This window comes from Frankia sp. CcMO1, assembly GCF_977945845.1.
The window spans coordinates 16,755-32,164 of sequence record NZ_CDWTMG010000034.1; the positions used below are offsets into that span (position 1 = coordinate 16,755).

11 protein-coding genes are annotated in these 15,410 nt (G+C 70.3%); 2 read left to right on the forward strand and 9 right to left on the reverse strand.

The window, feature by feature from the left end:
* Positions 1-27: 27 nt before the first annotated feature.
* The 4 genes from AC08OU_RS07165 to AC08OU_RS07180 all read right to left on the reverse strand — a co-directional run bounded on the left by AC08OU_RS07165 (position 28) and on the right by AC08OU_RS07180 (position 4,901).
* Positions 28-591 (reverse strand): TetR/AcrR family transcriptional regulator, encoded by a 564-nt coding sequence (locus tag AC08OU_RS07165; RefSeq protein ID WP_476604532.1) that lies wholly within the window; start codon positions 589-591, stop codon positions 28-30.
* A 116-nt stretch (positions 592-707) separates the two neighbouring features.
* Entirely contained in the window at positions 708-2,264 is a 1,557-nt protein-coding gene (locus tag AC08OU_RS07170) for an alpha/beta hydrolase domain-containing protein (RefSeq protein ID WP_476604533.1), read from the reverse strand.
* Between the two features lie 431 nt (positions 2,265-2,695).
* Positions 2,696-3,799 (reverse strand): ABC transporter substrate-binding protein, encoded by a 1,104-nt coding sequence (locus AC08OU_RS07175; protein ID WP_476604534.1) that lies wholly within the window; start codon positions 3,797-3,799, stop codon positions 2,696-2,698.
* A 439-nt stretch (positions 3,800-4,238) separates the two neighbouring features.
* A complete protein-coding gene (locus tag AC08OU_RS07180; protein WP_476604535.1) occupies positions 4,239-4,901 on the reverse strand; it encodes a TetR/AcrR family transcriptional regulator in 663 nt (220 codons plus the stop codon).
* A gap of 471 nt (positions 4,902-5,372) precedes the next feature.
* Between AC08OU_RS07180 and AC08OU_RS07185 the strand changes: the two genes are divergently transcribed.
* Both AC08OU_RS07185 and AC08OU_RS07190 read left to right on the forward strand, forming a co-directional pair.
* Positions 5,373-6,833, forward strand: a complete 1,461-nt coding sequence (locus AC08OU_RS07185; protein WP_476604536.1) for a diguanylate cyclase — start codon at positions 5,373-5,375, stop codon at positions 6,831-6,833.
* A 408-nt stretch (positions 6,834-7,241) separates the two neighbouring features.
* The gene (locus AC08OU_RS07190; protein ID WP_476604537.1) at positions 7,242-8,171 is read left to right on the forward strand and encodes an alpha/beta hydrolase; all 930 of its coding nucleotides are present in this window, start codon (positions 7,242-7,244) and stop codon (positions 8,169-8,171) included.
* 100 nt (positions 8,172-8,271) lie between these two features.
* Here AC08OU_RS07190 and AC08OU_RS07195 read toward each other — a convergent pair whose 3' ends face one another.
* From AC08OU_RS07195 to AC08OU_RS07215, 5 genes are all read right to left on the reverse strand, one after another.
* Entirely contained in the window at positions 8,272-9,432 is a 1,161-nt protein-coding gene (locus AC08OU_RS07195; RefSeq protein ID WP_476604538.1) for an acyl-CoA dehydrogenase family protein, read from the reverse strand.
* Positions 9,425-10,294, reverse strand: a complete 870-nt coding sequence (locus tag AC08OU_RS07200; RefSeq protein WP_476604539.1) for an amidohydrolase family protein — start codon at positions 10,292-10,294, stop codon at positions 9,425-9,427. Before AC08OU_RS07200 ends, AC08OU_RS07195 begins: the two co-directional genes overlap by 8 nt.
* 2 nt (positions 10,295-10,296) lie before the next feature.
* Complete coding sequence (locus tag AC08OU_RS07205) at positions 10,297-12,072, reverse strand: class I adenylate-forming enzyme family protein (protein WP_476604540.1); 1,776 nt, start codon at positions 12,070-12,072, stop codon at positions 10,297-10,299.
* Positions 12,073-12,115: 43 nt separating this feature from the next.
* Positions 12,116-14,329: an acyl-CoA dehydrogenase family protein gene (locus AC08OU_RS07210; RefSeq protein WP_476604541.1), complete on the reverse strand. Its 2,214-nt coding sequence runs from the start codon at positions 14,327-14,329 to the stop codon at positions 12,116-12,118.
* A 124-nt stretch (positions 14,330-14,453) separates the two neighbouring features.
* Positions 14,454-15,410, reverse strand: a 957-nt coding sequence (locus tag AC08OU_RS07215) for an amidohydrolase family protein (protein ID WP_476604542.1), incomplete at its 5' end; no start/stop codon positions are given.

Below are 15,410 nucleotides of genomic sequence, written 5' to 3' on the forward strand. Positions count from 1 at the left end.
ACCCAGCGGCGTGCCGGACATGGCGGTTCAGGCGTCGTCGAGATTCGAGAACATCGGCGGAATCAGCGACCAGCGCAGAAAGCGTCGCAGGTCGTCGTCGGCACGAATGAGGTCGCTGTCGAACAGGAGAATCGACAGACCGATCCGCATGAGCAGCTCGACCACGTCGTCGAAACGCTTGGCCAGCCGGGGCTCACGCCGCAGTAGCGGCTGTTCCAGGATCTGCACGGTGACCGGCGTCCCGCGAACGAACGAGTCCTCGTCGAACAACGGGCTCCCGCGGTCAGCGAACCACAGCGACCTCAGCAGTGGCAGCGACCGGAACTCCGACCGCACTGCGACCAGAAGCTCGATGACGTAGTCGGCGGCGTCCTCCTCGCCGGCGACCAGCGCGTCGATCCGATCCAGGACACGGGCGCTGACGCGCGCGATGGCCTGCGAGAGAAGCTCTTCACGGCTGCCGAAGTGCGTGTACACGGTCTGCCGGGAAACCCGCGCCTCCGCCGCCACCGACACCACGTTCACCGCTTCGAAGCCCGATCGCTCCATCAGGGCCGTCGCGGCATCCAGGATGCGCTCTCTCGACGTCACCCCGCGAGTATCCAGCATCACCCACGACCGGTACGCGGCGGCTCACGCGGATTCCACTCCCGAGAGCGGAGCATCGCTTCGCCGCCGCGCACTCGCGGTGCCCTACCGGCGCCGCGTCAGCGGGCGGTCGGTGAGGTGCGGGCGGCGGCAACGATCGTTGCGGCGTCGCCCGGTGTCAGGAAGCCATTCAGCACGGCCGCGTCCGCGGCGGCGCGCACCTTGTCGACGTACGCGGCGCCGGTCGGGTAGAGCTGGGCGAGATCCGGTTCCGGCACGAGCTTTCCGACCGGGTCGGACGTGTCGTCAGCGTTGTGCTGGTCCCACGCGTCGCCGTCGCCGTTCCACGGATCGACGGCGCCGAACAGGCTGCAGATCGCACCCAGGCCGGATGTGCTGCGCGCACCGGAGAGGGACCGGGTAGGCACGGAGATGTCCGGCAGCCGGACGCCGCCCAGCGCCAGCCCCGTGGCCGGATCGCGCACGATCTGCCCGGCGGCCACCGTGATGTCGGGGGCGGCGGCGGGTGCACGTCCGGTCCGGATCCACCGGTTGAGCCCGGCCAGCGCCGCGTTCACCCCGTACCGCTGTGGTCCGTCGTTGATCGGTGCCACGGTGTCACCACAGCCGAAGCCAGGGAACGTGATGCCGTAGGTGCGCCCGGCGATCGCCGCCGAGCCGTTGAGGAGCCACGTGTCAGCGTGCGAGGTACCCACGAGCTCCCAGATGTGGACGCTCGCGGAGTTCGGCTGCCTGGCGGCGAGGTGCATGGGCACGTCGGTCTCGGTTTCCACCACGAACGTCGGCACGGTCAGGTCGGTGCGGATCCGGGTCGGATTCGGCATGGAGGTGTCGCCCGGGGACTCCTCCAGCGGGGCGCCGGCAGCGAAGCTGCTGTGAATCAGGTGACCGTCGTACACCTTCGCCACCGGCGCCACGGCGTCCACGTACGTCGTCAGCCGGAACGCCGACTGCGACTCGCCCAGGGCGATCAGCTTGCTCGGCCTGAGGTTCCCCAACGGGTTGGGGCCGTTCGGGGCCCGCAGCGCCTTCGCCGCCTGGGAGAAGATGTCGTAGGAGTACTGGTCGCCGGGGTGGCTCAGGGTTCCGTACCGGGCCTCGTCCCAGCCCTTGAGCGCGGGGAAGAACGGCAGGCCACCGTCGATGCCGGCCTTCTGCACGTCAACGCCGACGTAGGCGTAGCCGGACCGCAGCAACTCGTCCTTCATCGTGACCCAGTCCGCCGGCACGCCGATCTGGCCCGTGGCGTTGAACCACTCCACCACAACGGTGCCGTTGAACTTCGCCGGGTCGCTCGGGCGCCGGACCACCATCCGGGTCTTGTACGGGGCCTGGCTGCCCGGCGTCACGCGCCAGTTACCGTCCGAGGCGAACGTGCCGGACTTCTTGTACGCGGTCGCGGTGCCGCCGATGAAGAACTCCTGCTCTACGTAACCTTTGGCGGCCAGGCCCACCGTGTCGCTGAAGAACGGGAAGCCGTGGCTGCCAGCCGGTGGCTGCGTGATCGTCGGGGCTGCCGCGGCCGCCGCCTGGGCTGCCGCAGGTGCGCCCAGCGGGCCGAACGACGGGATGCCGATGGCGACCGCGGTAATGCCGGCCGTCACGGCCGCAAGCAACCCCGCGGCCGGACGGGGACGTCGAATGAGCGTGGGCATCACTGCCGGAACTCCTCAGTCAGGGAATCGATGTACCAGGTCTGGTGCGCAGGATCCCTGATGGTACTACGGACCAACCAGTCCGGATAGGACGATTTTCGTGCATCGGAAACGTAGCTCTCACCAGGCGGGACGCTCTCCGCACGTGCGCCAGCTGCGGATCACGGCGCGGCGCGCGCAGAGCGGCCGAGCCCGCCGGGGCGGACGCGTTGCCAGTCGGGAACCGCTTCTATTTAGTGTTGCGAGCGCACTTTCTTAGCACTTTCTTAGCGCTCTCTTATCATTTTCTTAGCAATGTCTTGGAATTCCCCGCGCGTCGCGGCGGGCATCCGGCGTCTACCGGCGCCACACCACGGACCCCAGCTCGGGCGGCGGCAACCGCGGCACCGACCTCGCTGGTGGTCGCCACCGGGAAGGCTTGTTCGGCCCTGTCACGGTTCGAATCGCCCGACGAGACGGTGGGTCTTCCGGTCGGCCTCGAACGTCCGCGCCACCAGATAGCCCGGACCCATCCAGCCGCGGCGCGTCCACTGGCCGAAGGAGACGGTTGTTCCGGGCGCCCCCGAGGCGGCCGGTACGAGCTTCACGCGCTCCAGCGCGTCTCGCACTCCGGCCGGCGAGAGCGGCTCGGCACCCGCGAACGCCCGGGCGAACGCCTCGGCGGCGTCGCGGCACACGACGGGCGCGAAGTACTCCGGACGGCGACCGTAGGCGGCCTCGAACCGATCCAGGAACCGCTGGCCGACCTTGTTGTCCTCGTCGTACTGCTCCAGCCCGACCCAGCCCACGTAGGCATCCCAGATCTCGTCGGAGAAGTAGCCGTCCTCGAGCGCGGTGCCCAGGTAGCGCAACGGGTTCCAGCCTGCCGATTCGAGGGCTTCGTTGATGCGGATGACGCCGAAGCCGAAGCCGAGGTGCACCAGGGCGTCCGGCGTGAAGGTGCGCACGGCATGGACGGCCTCGACGATGTCCTGTCCGGTCTGCGGGATGGTTTCCTCGGCCACGATCCGCAGCCCGAATTCTCGGCAGGCGTCGCGAAAACTTCGCAGGTACAGCTGCCCGATCACCGAGCGCTCGACCAGTACTGCGGCGGTCTTGGCCCCGGCCTTCACGGCCAGATGGGCGATGACGATCGGCTCATCGGTCATCGAACCGTTCGGCAACGCGAAGGTCCACTCGCCGAGCCACTGGTCCGCGCCGCAGAGACTGATCGACGGTACTTCGAAGCGTCGCTCGATCTCGGGTCGGATCGCGATCGTGTTCTCCGAAATGTGCGGGCCGAAGATCGCGAGACACCCCTCGTCGACGAGCTCGCCGTAGGCATCCCGCACCGACTTCACCGAACCGGTCGGCAGGCCGCGTGCGTTCCGCTCGACCAGTTCGACGTCCCGGTCGAGCAGCCCGGCAGCCTTGGCCTCCCGGAAGACCAGGGTGAAGGCGTCGAGGAAGTCCCGCTGAGGGTCGTACGCGGTGCCGGGCGGGATCTCGAAGTCCTGCAAGATCCCCAGCTTGATCGGTTCCGCCTGGCGTCCCACCGACACGGCTATCCCTGCCCTCAACTCGTCCCGCCTGGTTCATCCCTGCCCTGAACCGCGGGGGGGCCTGCTCATCGATCACGATGCGCAGCGTCCGCGGTCCCTGAAGCATGGCCGTGGGAAGGGAGTCGAATCGTCTTGTCGATGAGGTGAAACCGGACGATCCGCTCGGCGACGCCCAGCGGACCGCACACACCGAGGGTGTCGGGCACGGCCGACCGAGGAGCCGCGATCCCAGCAGTGCCACCTTGGCGATGAGCAGGACGCTAACCGATGCTCGCGGGTTCCGCAACGGCTCTAGCTAGTGCACACTTCACTAACGACTCCAGCTACTCCGGCGCCGAGCCGTCTCCGCCGGGCAGGCGAGCGGGCGGCATCGTCAAGCCATGACCACGGTGCGATCCGCGGCGTGGTCACCACTGCGGCAGCAGTGCTCGCCTCACTCGTCCCGGTGCAGTCGACCATGCATGGCCGACTGGTAGATCTCCTCGATGATTCTCTTGCGGGAGGGTCGCCGCTTGCCGTAGAAGGACTCCCCGAACACCGCCATGCCCGCGATCATCGCCAGGGTCGCCCGGGTCGCGAGCGCATGGTCCCGCATCGCCCTGCCCTGGCGGCGGGCCGTCTCCTCACTGCCGATCTTGACCAGCTTCTTCATCGCCTGGTCGATCTCGGCCATACCGATGTCGAGCCACTCGTGATCGCGGGAGATGTCACCGGCCCAGAACATCACCACCAGGCCACGATTGCCGCGGAACAAGTCGTAGAGCTCGCCGATGTACTGGTGCCCGAGCTCCGCGTCGCCCAACTCGCTGACCTCGCCCACACGCCACCGGCGGCTGAAATCCTCGATGAACTCGATGAACGGCAGTGCCAGCGCCTCGCGGAACAAGCCGGCCTTCGATCCGAAGTGACGGAACATGAGCGTCTCGGAGACACCGGCCCGGTCGGTGATCTCCCGGGTGCTCGTGGCCGCGTAGCCCTGGCTGCCGAACAACTCCCGCGCAGCCTCGAGCAGGAGCAGACGCGGCTCGCCACGCCGCCGTCGCCGTGCCTTGGGTGGCGCGGGCGACGTTCCCGCCGCGACCGGGTACGTCGTCATCTCGTCCTGGTCTTCCGCTCGTCCTTCCCGTCGTCGGGCGCCCGCACATCCTATGCGCGGGCCGTCCGGCCACGACCTCACACCGAGACCCGTCCACGCACGCCCCGCCGGTGCGGCCCGGCCCCTTCGCTACCCCGGTGAGGAACTCGTGGCCTACCGCGACGAGTCGGGCGAACTCCACGCCCTGCCGGCACACTCGCGCTTCGCGGAGCGGAAACTAGTCCGAAACGGGCGCCTGAGTCAATTAGGACGTATCAGTCACGTCGTAGCATGGCCGTACGGCGGGTGACCGGTTCTGCCCGGCGGTGGTCGCGCGCACCCGGGCGGGTGGTGCTGGTCCTTTCGGCGTGCGTCGAGCAGGCGCCCAACACTGTCGATCATGCTATTCCAGCCCACTGGATCCCACGCATCAAGCCGACCCCCCGCCTCACCGACAAAGGTGGCAGGAGGCGGCGGAGGGAGCATCGGCGAGTGGCCGGACGGTGGCGCGTGCGGGACGTCGACCGCAGCACGACGCCAGTGCTGCCGCAGTCGTCGCTGCTGGCCGTCGCCGTCGGCGGTCTCGCCGTCGGCGTGACGTTCAACCTCGCCGTCCGGTGGGCGGGATGGCCCGCACCGTGGTGGCTGCCCGCCGCATGGGTAGCCGTCATGGTGATGGGCCAGGAGGGTCCCCAGCGGCTGATCGGGGGCGGCCGCCTGGACAACCGGCCGGTGCTGCGCGTCCTCCTGGCACTCGCCGTGTTCACGCCGTGGGCAGACGTGGCCGGGCTGGGTGCCTGGGCGCCGTTGTTCACCGTGCCCGTGGCGATACCGCACGTACGGTGGTCTGGATCCGCCGCCTGGCGGCGCATCGCGCTCGCATCGGTGCTCGTCTCCGTGGCCAACCTCGCGCTGATCACGACCGTCGTTCCGCAGTTGCTCACGCCGCGCGTGTCCCTGCTGACCGGGATACTCACGCTCGGGATCGCCCTGTCCGCGGTGGCGAGCCTGGGGTTGGCGACCGCGGAGCAGGAGCGCGCCATGACCGAGCTGGCCGACGCCGAGAACAGGTTCCGGACACTCGTGCAGAACTCCTCGGACGTCGTCGCCGTCCTCACGCTGGACGGCACGTTCACGTACGTCAGCCCCGCCGCCGACGACGTCCTGAGGATTCCCGCCGCCGGCCTCCTCGGTCGATCGATCGAGGATGTCGTCCTGCCCGACGACCGGGGACACTTCGCCGCTCTCTGGACGGCGGTCACCGAGGCACCGGGTGACTTCGCCCGCAGGTGGGAAGCACGGCTGGCGGCGGGCGAGGGACAAGGTGTCCGCTGGGTCGAGTTCACGGCGAAACGCCCGTCGCATGCGGACGCGGACCACGGGGTGCTGATGAACCTGCGCGACGTCACCGAGCGGCGGGACCTGCAGGACCAGCTCACCCACGCGGCGCAGGTGGACTCGCTCACCGGGCTGCTCAACCGCGCCGGCTTCCTGACGGCGGTCGCGGGTCTGCGTACGCGGGTGCGCCAGGGAGAGCGTGCCCTGGCCCTGGTGTTCTGCGACTTGGACGGGTTCAAGCAGATCAACGACCAGATCGGTCACGCCGCCGGCGACGAGGTGCTGGTCCGCACCGCGCAGCGACTGCGCGACGTCATCCGGGACGACGACGTCGCCGGGCGCCTGGGCGGGGACGAGTTCATCCTCGCGCTCATGCCGCCCGGCCGCCCCGACGGCGTGCTCGGCGCCCTGTCGGACGTCGTAGGGCGGGTCCGCGAGGCCGTCAGCCGCCCCATCCGGCTCGCGGACGGGCAGGTGGTGCGCGTGGGCACCAGCGTCGGGGTGGCGGCCAGCGACGATCCCGACGTGGACGTCGATGAGCTGGTCCACCAAGCGGATCAGCGGATGTACGAGGCCAAACGTGGCCGCGCCACGCGTCGCGGCGCCGAGACCTAGCCGGTCCGTCGACGCCGGTCCGTCGACTCAGTCGCGTCTCGACCCCAAACCGGGGTCCAGACGCGACTCAGTCGTGCCTCGACCCCAAAACGGGGTCCAGACGCGACTCAGTCATGCCTCGACCCCAAAACGGGGTCCAGACGCGACTCAGTCATGCCTCGACCCCAAACCGGGGTCCAGACGCGACTCAGTTCGCGGAGAGCGGTTGGTAGCGGTGCGTGGCCACGTCGTCGCTGTTGCGATCTGCCGCCGGGCCGATCTACCTGGGTTCGCCCACGTTTTCGGTGTGCTCAAACGTTTCCGTGACCCGGAATCACACCGAATACGTGGGCGAACCTCGGCAGACGGCGCAGCCCCGGCCGGTTGACCGGCCCCGTCGTTCGGGTACCTTCGGCGTCCATGTCCCTCATGTCCCGCCCCAGGTTGGCATCCGTCGCCGCGATCACGTTGCAGCGTCTCGGTGCGCTGGCCCGGCGAGCCGGGCGGGGCCCCGAGGCGACTGCGCCCGAGAAGTTTCCGGAGCTCCCGCGCAACACCCGCCGGCTGACGATCCCCACCTCCGTCGCCCCGGCCCGCGCCGTCGTCTACCTGCCGGCCGACCAGGACCAGTTGCCTGGTGTCCACGTCAACTTCCACGGCGGCGGCTTCGTCATGGCGTCGACGGACCTGGACGACCCGCTCTGCCGATACCTCGCCGCGGAGGCGGGAGTCGTCGTGCTCAACGTGGACTACGTCGTCGCCCCGCAACACCGCTTTCCCGAGCCGCCCCGCCAGGCGTTCGACGTCGTTCGGTGGGTGGCCGAGCATGGCGCCGAGCACGGCTGGGACGGCGAACGCCTCTCGGTGGGCGGCCAGAGCGCGGGTGGCAGTCTTGCCGCCGCGGCGGCACGCCAGGCGCTGGAGCAGGGCGGACCGCCGATCGCGCTCCAGGCGCTCCACTATCCGGCGCTCGACCTCACGACCCCCGCGAGGGACAAGCGGGCGGCGATCGACAAGCCACTGCTGCGTCCGTGGTTGGCCGAGATGTTCGACACCGCCTACATTCCCGACCCGCGCGAACGCGCCGACCGCCTGGCATCGCCCGCGAGCCGGGCAGACACCGCGGATCTGGCGGGCATCGCCCCGGCACTCGTCATCACGCCCGAGTACGACCGCCTCAGGGACGAGGGGCGGCGGTACGCCGAGCGTCTGCGGGCGTCGGGCGCCCTCCTCGAGCACATCGACGTCCCCGGCGTGGATCACGGCTACGACAACTGGGACGAGGAAACCGCGCGAACGGTCTACGCCGTCATCGCCCGCCACGTGCGGCGGGCCACGACCTCGACGGCGCTCTCTTGAAGGCCTTCAAAAGGCTCTCTGGGACCCAGAGAAACAGAAGTGGGTGCGGCCGGCCAGGTCGACGGCGGCGGATCGTCGGGTGAACGACGGCGCATAGCCGTCAAGCGGCACCGTCTCGCGCGAGCGAGTGCTTGGCGATGACGAGCTGCTGGATCTGGCTGGTGCCCTCGTAGATGCGGAACAGGCGGGCGTCCCGGTAGAAGCGCTCCACGGCGACCCCGCGGATGTAGCCCGTGCCGCCGTGCACCTGGACGGCGCGATCGGCGACCCGGCCGACCAGTTCGCTGCAGTGGTACTTCGCGACGCTCGGGGCCAACCTGCGGTCGGTGGCGGCGTCGTACTCGGCGGCGGCGGCGAGGACCGTGGCGCGGCCGGTGTAGACGTCGGTCTGCGAGTCTGCGATCAACGCCTGGACGAGCTGGAACTCGGCGATCGGCCGGCCGGACTGGCGGCGCGACTTCGCGTAGCCGACGGTCTCTTCCAGGAGCCGCTGGGCCATGCCCACGCAGAGCGCGGCGATGTGCAGCCGGCCGTGGGCCAGGCACCGCATCGCGATGCGGTACCCGCTCCCGACCCCGTCCGCGCCACCGACGACGGCGTCCTCGGGCACCGTGACGCCGTCGAGCGTGACGTCCGCGGTGAGCGCTCCCGCCTGCCCCATCTTGTGGTCCCGCGGGCCGACCGTCAGGCCGGGCGTGCCGGCCGGCACGAGAAACGCCGAGATCCCGTCAGCGCCCAGGCCGGGCGCATCGGCGTCCCGCGCGAAGACCATGAACACGTCGGCCGACGGCGCGTTGGTGATGAACCGTTTCGTGCCGTCCAGCACCCAGCCCCCGGACGTGCGCCGGGCGCGGGTCCGCAGGTCGCCGGGGTCCGAGCCGGCGTCCGGCTCGGTGAGGGCGAAGGACGCCGTCCATTCGCCACCGGCCAGGCGCGGCAGGAACTCCTTCCGCTGCGCCTGGGTGCCGCCTTCGAGCAGCACGTGCCCCGCGATGCCGTTGTTGGTCCCGAACAGCGAGCGGAAGGCAGGGGTGGTCCACCCCAGTTCCATCACCAGGCGCACCTCCTGGGTCATGGTCAGCCCGAGGCCGCCGTACTCGGCGGGCACGGCGAAGCCGTACAGCCCGAGGTCGGCAGCCGCCCGGCGCAGCTCCTCCGGGACCTCGTCGGCCTCCTCGATCCGCGCCTCGGCGGGCACCACACGCTCGCGCACGAAACGCCGCACCAGCGCGACGACCTCCCCCGCCTCGTGGTCATCCATGGAGCACGTCCGCGGTCGGCTGCGGTGCGGAGCCGAGGCGATCGAAGAAGAAGCGCTGGGCGGTGCCGTACAGGTAGTTGTCCATGACGTCAGCCGGCAGGTCCAGCCGCAGCGCCTCACCGACGGTCCGGGTGATCGACAGAACGGGGGCGTCCGACCCGAAGATGACCTTCGACTTCCCCCGTGTCCGCATGAAGTGCAGGAGCGACTCCGGAAGGTACTTGGGGGCCCACGCGGATGTCATGAGGTGCAGGTTCTGGTACTTGAGCATGAGCCGGATCGCGGTGTCCCACCATGGATCCGCGCCGTGGATCAGGCAGAGCTTCAGCTCGGGGAACCGGACGCAGACCCGGTCGTAGTGGATGGGGTTCTGGACCTCGCCGGGAATCGGGGGGCCGGGTAGTCCCGCGTTCATGCACAACGGAAGGCCGAGCTCGCAGCACTTGGTGTACAGCGGGAAGTACACCGCATCCGTGGGCGGGTACATGCCGTCCCCCCAGAACGACGGGCCGACCGCCGCACTCACCACGGGATGGTCCGCGAGGATGGATTGCAGCAGCCTCAGAGTCGGCATCGGGGTGAGCAGATTCAGCCCGCCGAGGGAGAGCGCGAACCGGTCCGGTCTGGCCTGCGCGAACCTGAACGGTGACCCGTCGAGCATCGAGACGTTGGCGGTGAGGACGGCGCGCTCGACGCCGGCTGCGTCCATCTCGTCGAGGACGGCGGACATCTCCCACCTGCGGAAGAGGGAGTCGCCGCCCTTGAAGTAGTCGTCCCGCACTCGGATCATCCACTCCGGTTGCTGCTCGATGTCGCCGAAGTGGACGTTGATGAGACCGTCGTGCACGCGATGCTCAGGCATGGTTACGTGGCTCCGTCCGCCGTAGTGGGGGCCGCAGACGGCGGCATCCGCTCGACCGCGGCCAGATCGCCCGCGAGCAGCGCCCGCAGCTCGTGCTTGGCGACCTTGCCCGTCGCCGTTCGTGGAACGTCGGCGACGACGTACAAGGCTTCCGGGCACTTGAAGGCGGCCAGCCGCTCGCCGCCGAACTCACGGAGCGCGGCGAGGTCCGGCGGGCCCTCCGCGCGCGGGACGACGACGGCGCAGACCCGTTCTCCCATCGCCGGATCCGGCAGCCCGACAACCGCGACCTCGGCGACGAGCGGGTGTTCGACGAGCGCCGCCTCGACCTCCGCGCAGTAGACGTTCTCGCCGCCGCGGATGACGACGTCCTTGAGCCGGTCGACGACGTACACGAACCCCTCGGCGTCGATGTAGCCGACGTCGCCGGTGCGGAACCACCCGTCGACGAAGGAGGCACGCGTCGACTCCGGGTCGTTCCAGTACCCCTTCGCGACCTGCGGGGACCGGAAGCACAGCTCACCGATCTCCCCCACGCCGAGGGCCTGCCCGTCGCAACCCTCAACTCGCAACTCCGAGGTCAGGTTCAGCCGGCCGACGCTGTCTGGGTGCTGCGCGTACTCCGCCCCCACGTTCGTGACGACGGCGGCCGTCGTCTCCGTCAGCCCGTACCCGTTCAGCAGCTGCACCGACTCGCCCAAGGCGGCCAGCACCCGGCGCGGCAGGTCCGGCGCGACCGCCGCGCCGCCCATCGAGAAGCTGCGCACCCGCAGCGCGAATCGGTCCAGCGCCGGGTACTCCACGAGCTGCCGTGCGACGGCCGGTACGCCGCCCAGGTTGGTCGCGCCTTCCCGTTCGGCGACGGCCAGCGCGGAGCCCACATCCCATTTGCGCAGGAACACGAGCTTCGAGCCGCCCATCGCGCCGCCGACGATCGAGGCGATGCCGCCGATGTGGAAGAGCGGGCCCGTCAGGACGGTCGCCGACTGGGCCGGCTGATCTGGGGGCCGTCCCGAGACGATCTGGTCGCGCAGCGCGGCGAACGCCATGTTCATGATGTTCGTCATCGTGCCGCGGTGGGTGTTCAGGGCGCCCTTGGGACGTCCGGTGGTTCCAGAGGTGTACAGCAGCGTCACCGGGTCGTCCGGGCCCGGCGTCGCAAGATCCGCGACGCCGATGGGCTCGGCGTCCACCAGGTCCGCGAAGTGGGCGGCCACGCCCGCCGCGCCGACCGGGGTCCGGATACCGACCACCGGGGCGCCGGAGAACGCGGCCTGTACCGGACCCAGGCGGGCGACCCGTTCAGGGTCCGCGAACACGAGCTTCGCGCCGGCGTCCCGCAGCGCGAAACGCAGTTCCGGCCCGGTCCACCAGGCGTTGAGAGGGACGACGACCGCGCCGAGTACCGCGGTCCCCCAGAAGGCGACGACGAACTCAGGGAGGTTGCGCATCGCGATGGCGACGCGGTCGCCCGGCACGACGCCGTACTCGGTCCTCATCCTGCGCGCCAGCCCGAGCGCTCGCCGCCGGACGTCCGCGAACGTCAGCCGGTCCTCGCCGAGGACCAGGTGCACCTCGCCGTCGTGTCCCTCGGCCGCGCGGAACGCGTCGAGGACCGAGGTGGGCGCGCGGACGAACGAGCGCACGGTGACCCCGCCGATGTCGATCTCCTCGACCTCGAACGGCGCGCCGGGCCCGGTCAGCTGACTCAGCCTGGGGTCGGTGGAGGACGAGCTGACGAAGACGCCTCTCCTCGCTCCAGCCGTCTTAACCGCCACGTCGCAGTTCCTCCCTGGGACCGATGGATGGGAAGGGAGATGCTCAGTCGCGCGGTAGCCCGAGCAGGCGCTCCCCGATGATGTTGCGCTGAATCTGGCTGCTGCCACCGGCGATCGTTCCGGCGCGCCCCAGCATGAAGGCGTGTACCCGGGCTGCCGCGCGCTCGTCGGTGAGGTCGAGCGCCCGAGTGCCCATGATCGTGAGTGCGAATTCCGCCACGTCCTGGCCCAGGTGTGCCATCACCAGCTTGCGGACGCTGGCGGTCGGCCCCGGGTCGAGACCGTCCAGCCGGCGCAGGGTGATCTGCTGGGCGAGCGCCTGAGCGACCTGGTTGCGGCCCAGCAGCTCGCCGACCCGCTCGTCGAACAACGGCTCGGGTTCGCACTCGGACACCAGCCGGGCGAGGCCTCCCCCGACCCTCCCCGTACTCGCGATGGCGACCCTTTCGGCGGCGAGGGTGACCCGCGCCAGACCCCACCCACGGTTGACCTCGCCGACGACCATGTCGTCGGGGACGAAGACGCCGTCGAGGAAGACCTCGTTGAACACGGCGTCCCCGGTGATCTCGCGCAGCGGACGGATCTCGAATCCGGGTGCCTTCATGTCCACGAGGAAGTAGCTGATCCCTCGGTGGTTGGGGGCGTCCGGGTCGGTGCGCGCCAGGCAGATCCCCCAGTCCGCCTCACGCGCCATCGACGTCCAGACCTTCTGCCCCGTCAACGACCAGCCGCCAGGAACCCGGGAGGCCCGGGTGCGCAACGACGCCAGGTCCGAGCCGGCCCCCGGCTCGGAGAACAGCTGGCACCACACGAGGTCTCCGTGCAGCGTGGGGACGACGAAACGTTCCCGCTGCGCGTCGGTGCCGGACTGGATGATGGTCGGGAGCGCCCAGTTGCCCACGACGAGGTCCGGCACCCGGACTCCGGCCCGATCGAGTTCCTCTGCGATGACCAGCTGCTCCACAGGTGGTGCGCCCTGGCCGTAGGGCTTCGGCCAGTGCGGCGCGATGAGCCCCGCATCTGCGAGCGCGATCCGCCGCGCCGGTTCGTCCGCAGGCAACCGCCCGATCGCCTCCCGGATCCGGCTGCGGATGTCGCGCGCCTCCTCCCCCAGCGAGACGGACCACCGCCGCCGGGCACCGGCGCGGGCCAGTTGCGTGGTCCTCAGCCGCCACCGGCCGGTGCCGCCGCAGACGACGCGGAGCACCATCGCGCGGCGCAGGCCCAGGTGCGCGTCGTGCTCCCAGGTCATCCCGATGCCGCCGAGCACCTGAATGCAGTCCTTGCTGTTGTCCACCGCGCCCGGCAGCGCGACGGCCCCGGCCGCAGCCGCGGCCAGCGCGAGCTGCTGCCGCGCGTCGCCTCCGCCGTCCTGCAGGTACGCCGTGGCCGCGGTGGCGGCGTCCCACGCCGCGGCGGCGGCCAGCTCGGAGCGGGCCAGCATGTCCGCACAGAGATGCTTGACGGCCTGGAAGGAGCCGATCGGGCGGCCGAACTGCTCGCGGACCTTGGCGTATGCGGTCGCGGTCTCCTGCGCCCAACGGGCGATGCCGGCGGCCTCAGCCGCGGCCGTCGTCGCACACAGGTCCCGCACGAGCTCGGTGTCGACACCCACGAGCAGCCTCTCGTGGCCGGCCGCCGCGTCCGACAGCGTCACGCGGGCCGGTGGCCGGGTGAGGTCGAGGCTGTCGATGGGGTCCACCTGCACCCGGTCGGTCACGTCGACCACGAGCCATCGCTCGCCCTCCGCGGTCGCGCCCCGGATCAGCAGCGCCGTCGCGTGCTGCGCGCCGAGAACGAGACCGGCGTCCCCGGACACGCGGTAGCCGTCCGACGTGCACGTCGCCCGAGGCGATCCGTCGAGAGCCGTGGCGAGAATCGCCCTCCCCGCCGCCACCCCGGCGAGGAGGGTGTCGAGGAACTCCGGGTCCGGCGCGTGGCGGCGTGCCGCCAACAGCACCAGCCCGGCCGCGGCCGACGGCGCCAGCGGCCCGGGCGCGACCTGGTGGCCGAGCTCGGCCAGTACGACGGCGAGTTCCTCGACCCCGGCACCGGCACCGGCGACCGCCGGAGGCAGCGCCAGACCTGGTAGTTCCAGGGTGACCGCGTCGGACCACCACCGGGGAAGCTCGCCCGGCCGCCGCACGGCGGGAAGGTCCACCTCCGCCCGGGCCGCCGCCCGCAGGCCATGGCGCTCCCCCCATTCGGCGACGCTGTTCGCCAGGGTCACATGATCCTTGGTGACGGTGAGCGACATCGGCGCGTCCTCAGCTTTCTCGCGAGACGGGTGGGCACGCGGCGAGGCGCGGCCACGGATAATCCCGACGATGAGACAGTAAGACGCCGTCTGTACTATTGTCTAGCGATCGATCGCGTGCCCGTCACGTGTTGGCGCCCGTCGCCGCCCCGATCTGCTCGAAGAAGGCGTTGAGCTTGTCCGCGGGATCGACGAGCCGGTGGCTGTGCGACTGGATCGAGACGTCGTGCCCCGCGGCCGCCCGGCGCAGCGCGCCGACCGTCGCCTGCTCCCGCGGGATGTGCGAGAAGGGATCGAAGGAGTACCAGCGCATCGCGTTCTCATGCGTCATCTTGGCGACCTCGTCGTCCGGGACGTCGCACCCGTTCAACACCGCCGTCAGCTCCTCCGGGGCACCGGGCCACATCGAGTCGCTGTGCGGGTAGTCGCACTCCCAGGCGATGTTGTCGATGCCGATGTCGTGCCGCAGCCGGATCCCGAGCGGGTCGCTGATGAAGCACGTGAGGAAGTGGTCCCGGAACACCTCGCTCGGCAGCTTCCCGCCGAAGTCCTGCAGCGTCCACGTCGCGTGCATCTCGAACGTCCGGTCGACGCGCTCGAGGAAGTACGGGATCCAACCCGTGCCGCCCTCCGAGAGCGCGATCTTCAGGTCCGGGTAGTCCTTCACCGGCCTGGACCACAGCAGGTCCGCCGCCGCCTGGACGATGTTCATCGGCTGGAGCGTGATCATCACATCCGGCGGCGAGTCGACGGCGGGGATCGACAGCCGTCCCGAAGAGCCGATGTGCACCGACAGCACCGTGTCCGTGTCGCACAGGGCCCGCCACAGCGGGTTCCAGTACGGGTCGTGGAAGCTGGGATACCCCATCACCGCGGGGTTCTCCGTGAACGTCAGCGAGTGGCAACCCTTCGCGGCCACCCGGCGCACCTCCGCGGCGCACAGCTCGGCGTCCCAGATGACCGGCAGCGCCATCGGGATGAAGCGCCCCGGGTAGGCGCCGCACCACTCGTCGATGTGCCAGTCGTTGTACGCCTGGACCAGAGCCAGCGAGAAGTCCGAGTCATCGGTGGCGAACAGGCG

What these genes read in the sequence shown, in the direction of transcription:
- AC08OU_RS07170 (WP_476604533.1), bottom strand. Translation starts at nt 2,264, where the DNA reads ATGCCCACGCTCATTCGACGTCCCCGTCCGGCCGCGGGGTTGCTTGCG.
- AC08OU_RS07180 (WP_476604535.1), bottom strand. Translation starts at nt 4,901, where the DNA reads ATGACGACGTACCCGGTCGCGGCGGGAACGTCGCCCGCGCCACCCAAG.
- AC08OU_RS07190 (WP_476604537.1), top strand. Translation starts at nt 7,242, where the DNA reads ATGTCCCGCCCCAGGTTGGCATCCGTCGCCGCGATCACGTTGCAGCGT.
- AC08OU_RS07195 (WP_476604538.1), bottom strand. Translation starts at nt 9,432, where the DNA reads ATGGATGACCACGAGGCGGGGGAGGTCGTCGCGCTGGTGCGGCGTTTC.
- AC08OU_RS07200 (WP_476604539.1), bottom strand. Translation starts at nt 10,294, where the DNA reads ATGCCTGAGCATCGCGTGCACGACGGTCTCATCAACGTCCACTTCGGC.
- AC08OU_RS07210 (WP_476604541.1), bottom strand. Translation starts at nt 14,329, where the DNA reads ATGTCGCTCACCGTCACCAAGGATCATGTGACCCTGGCGAACAGCGTC.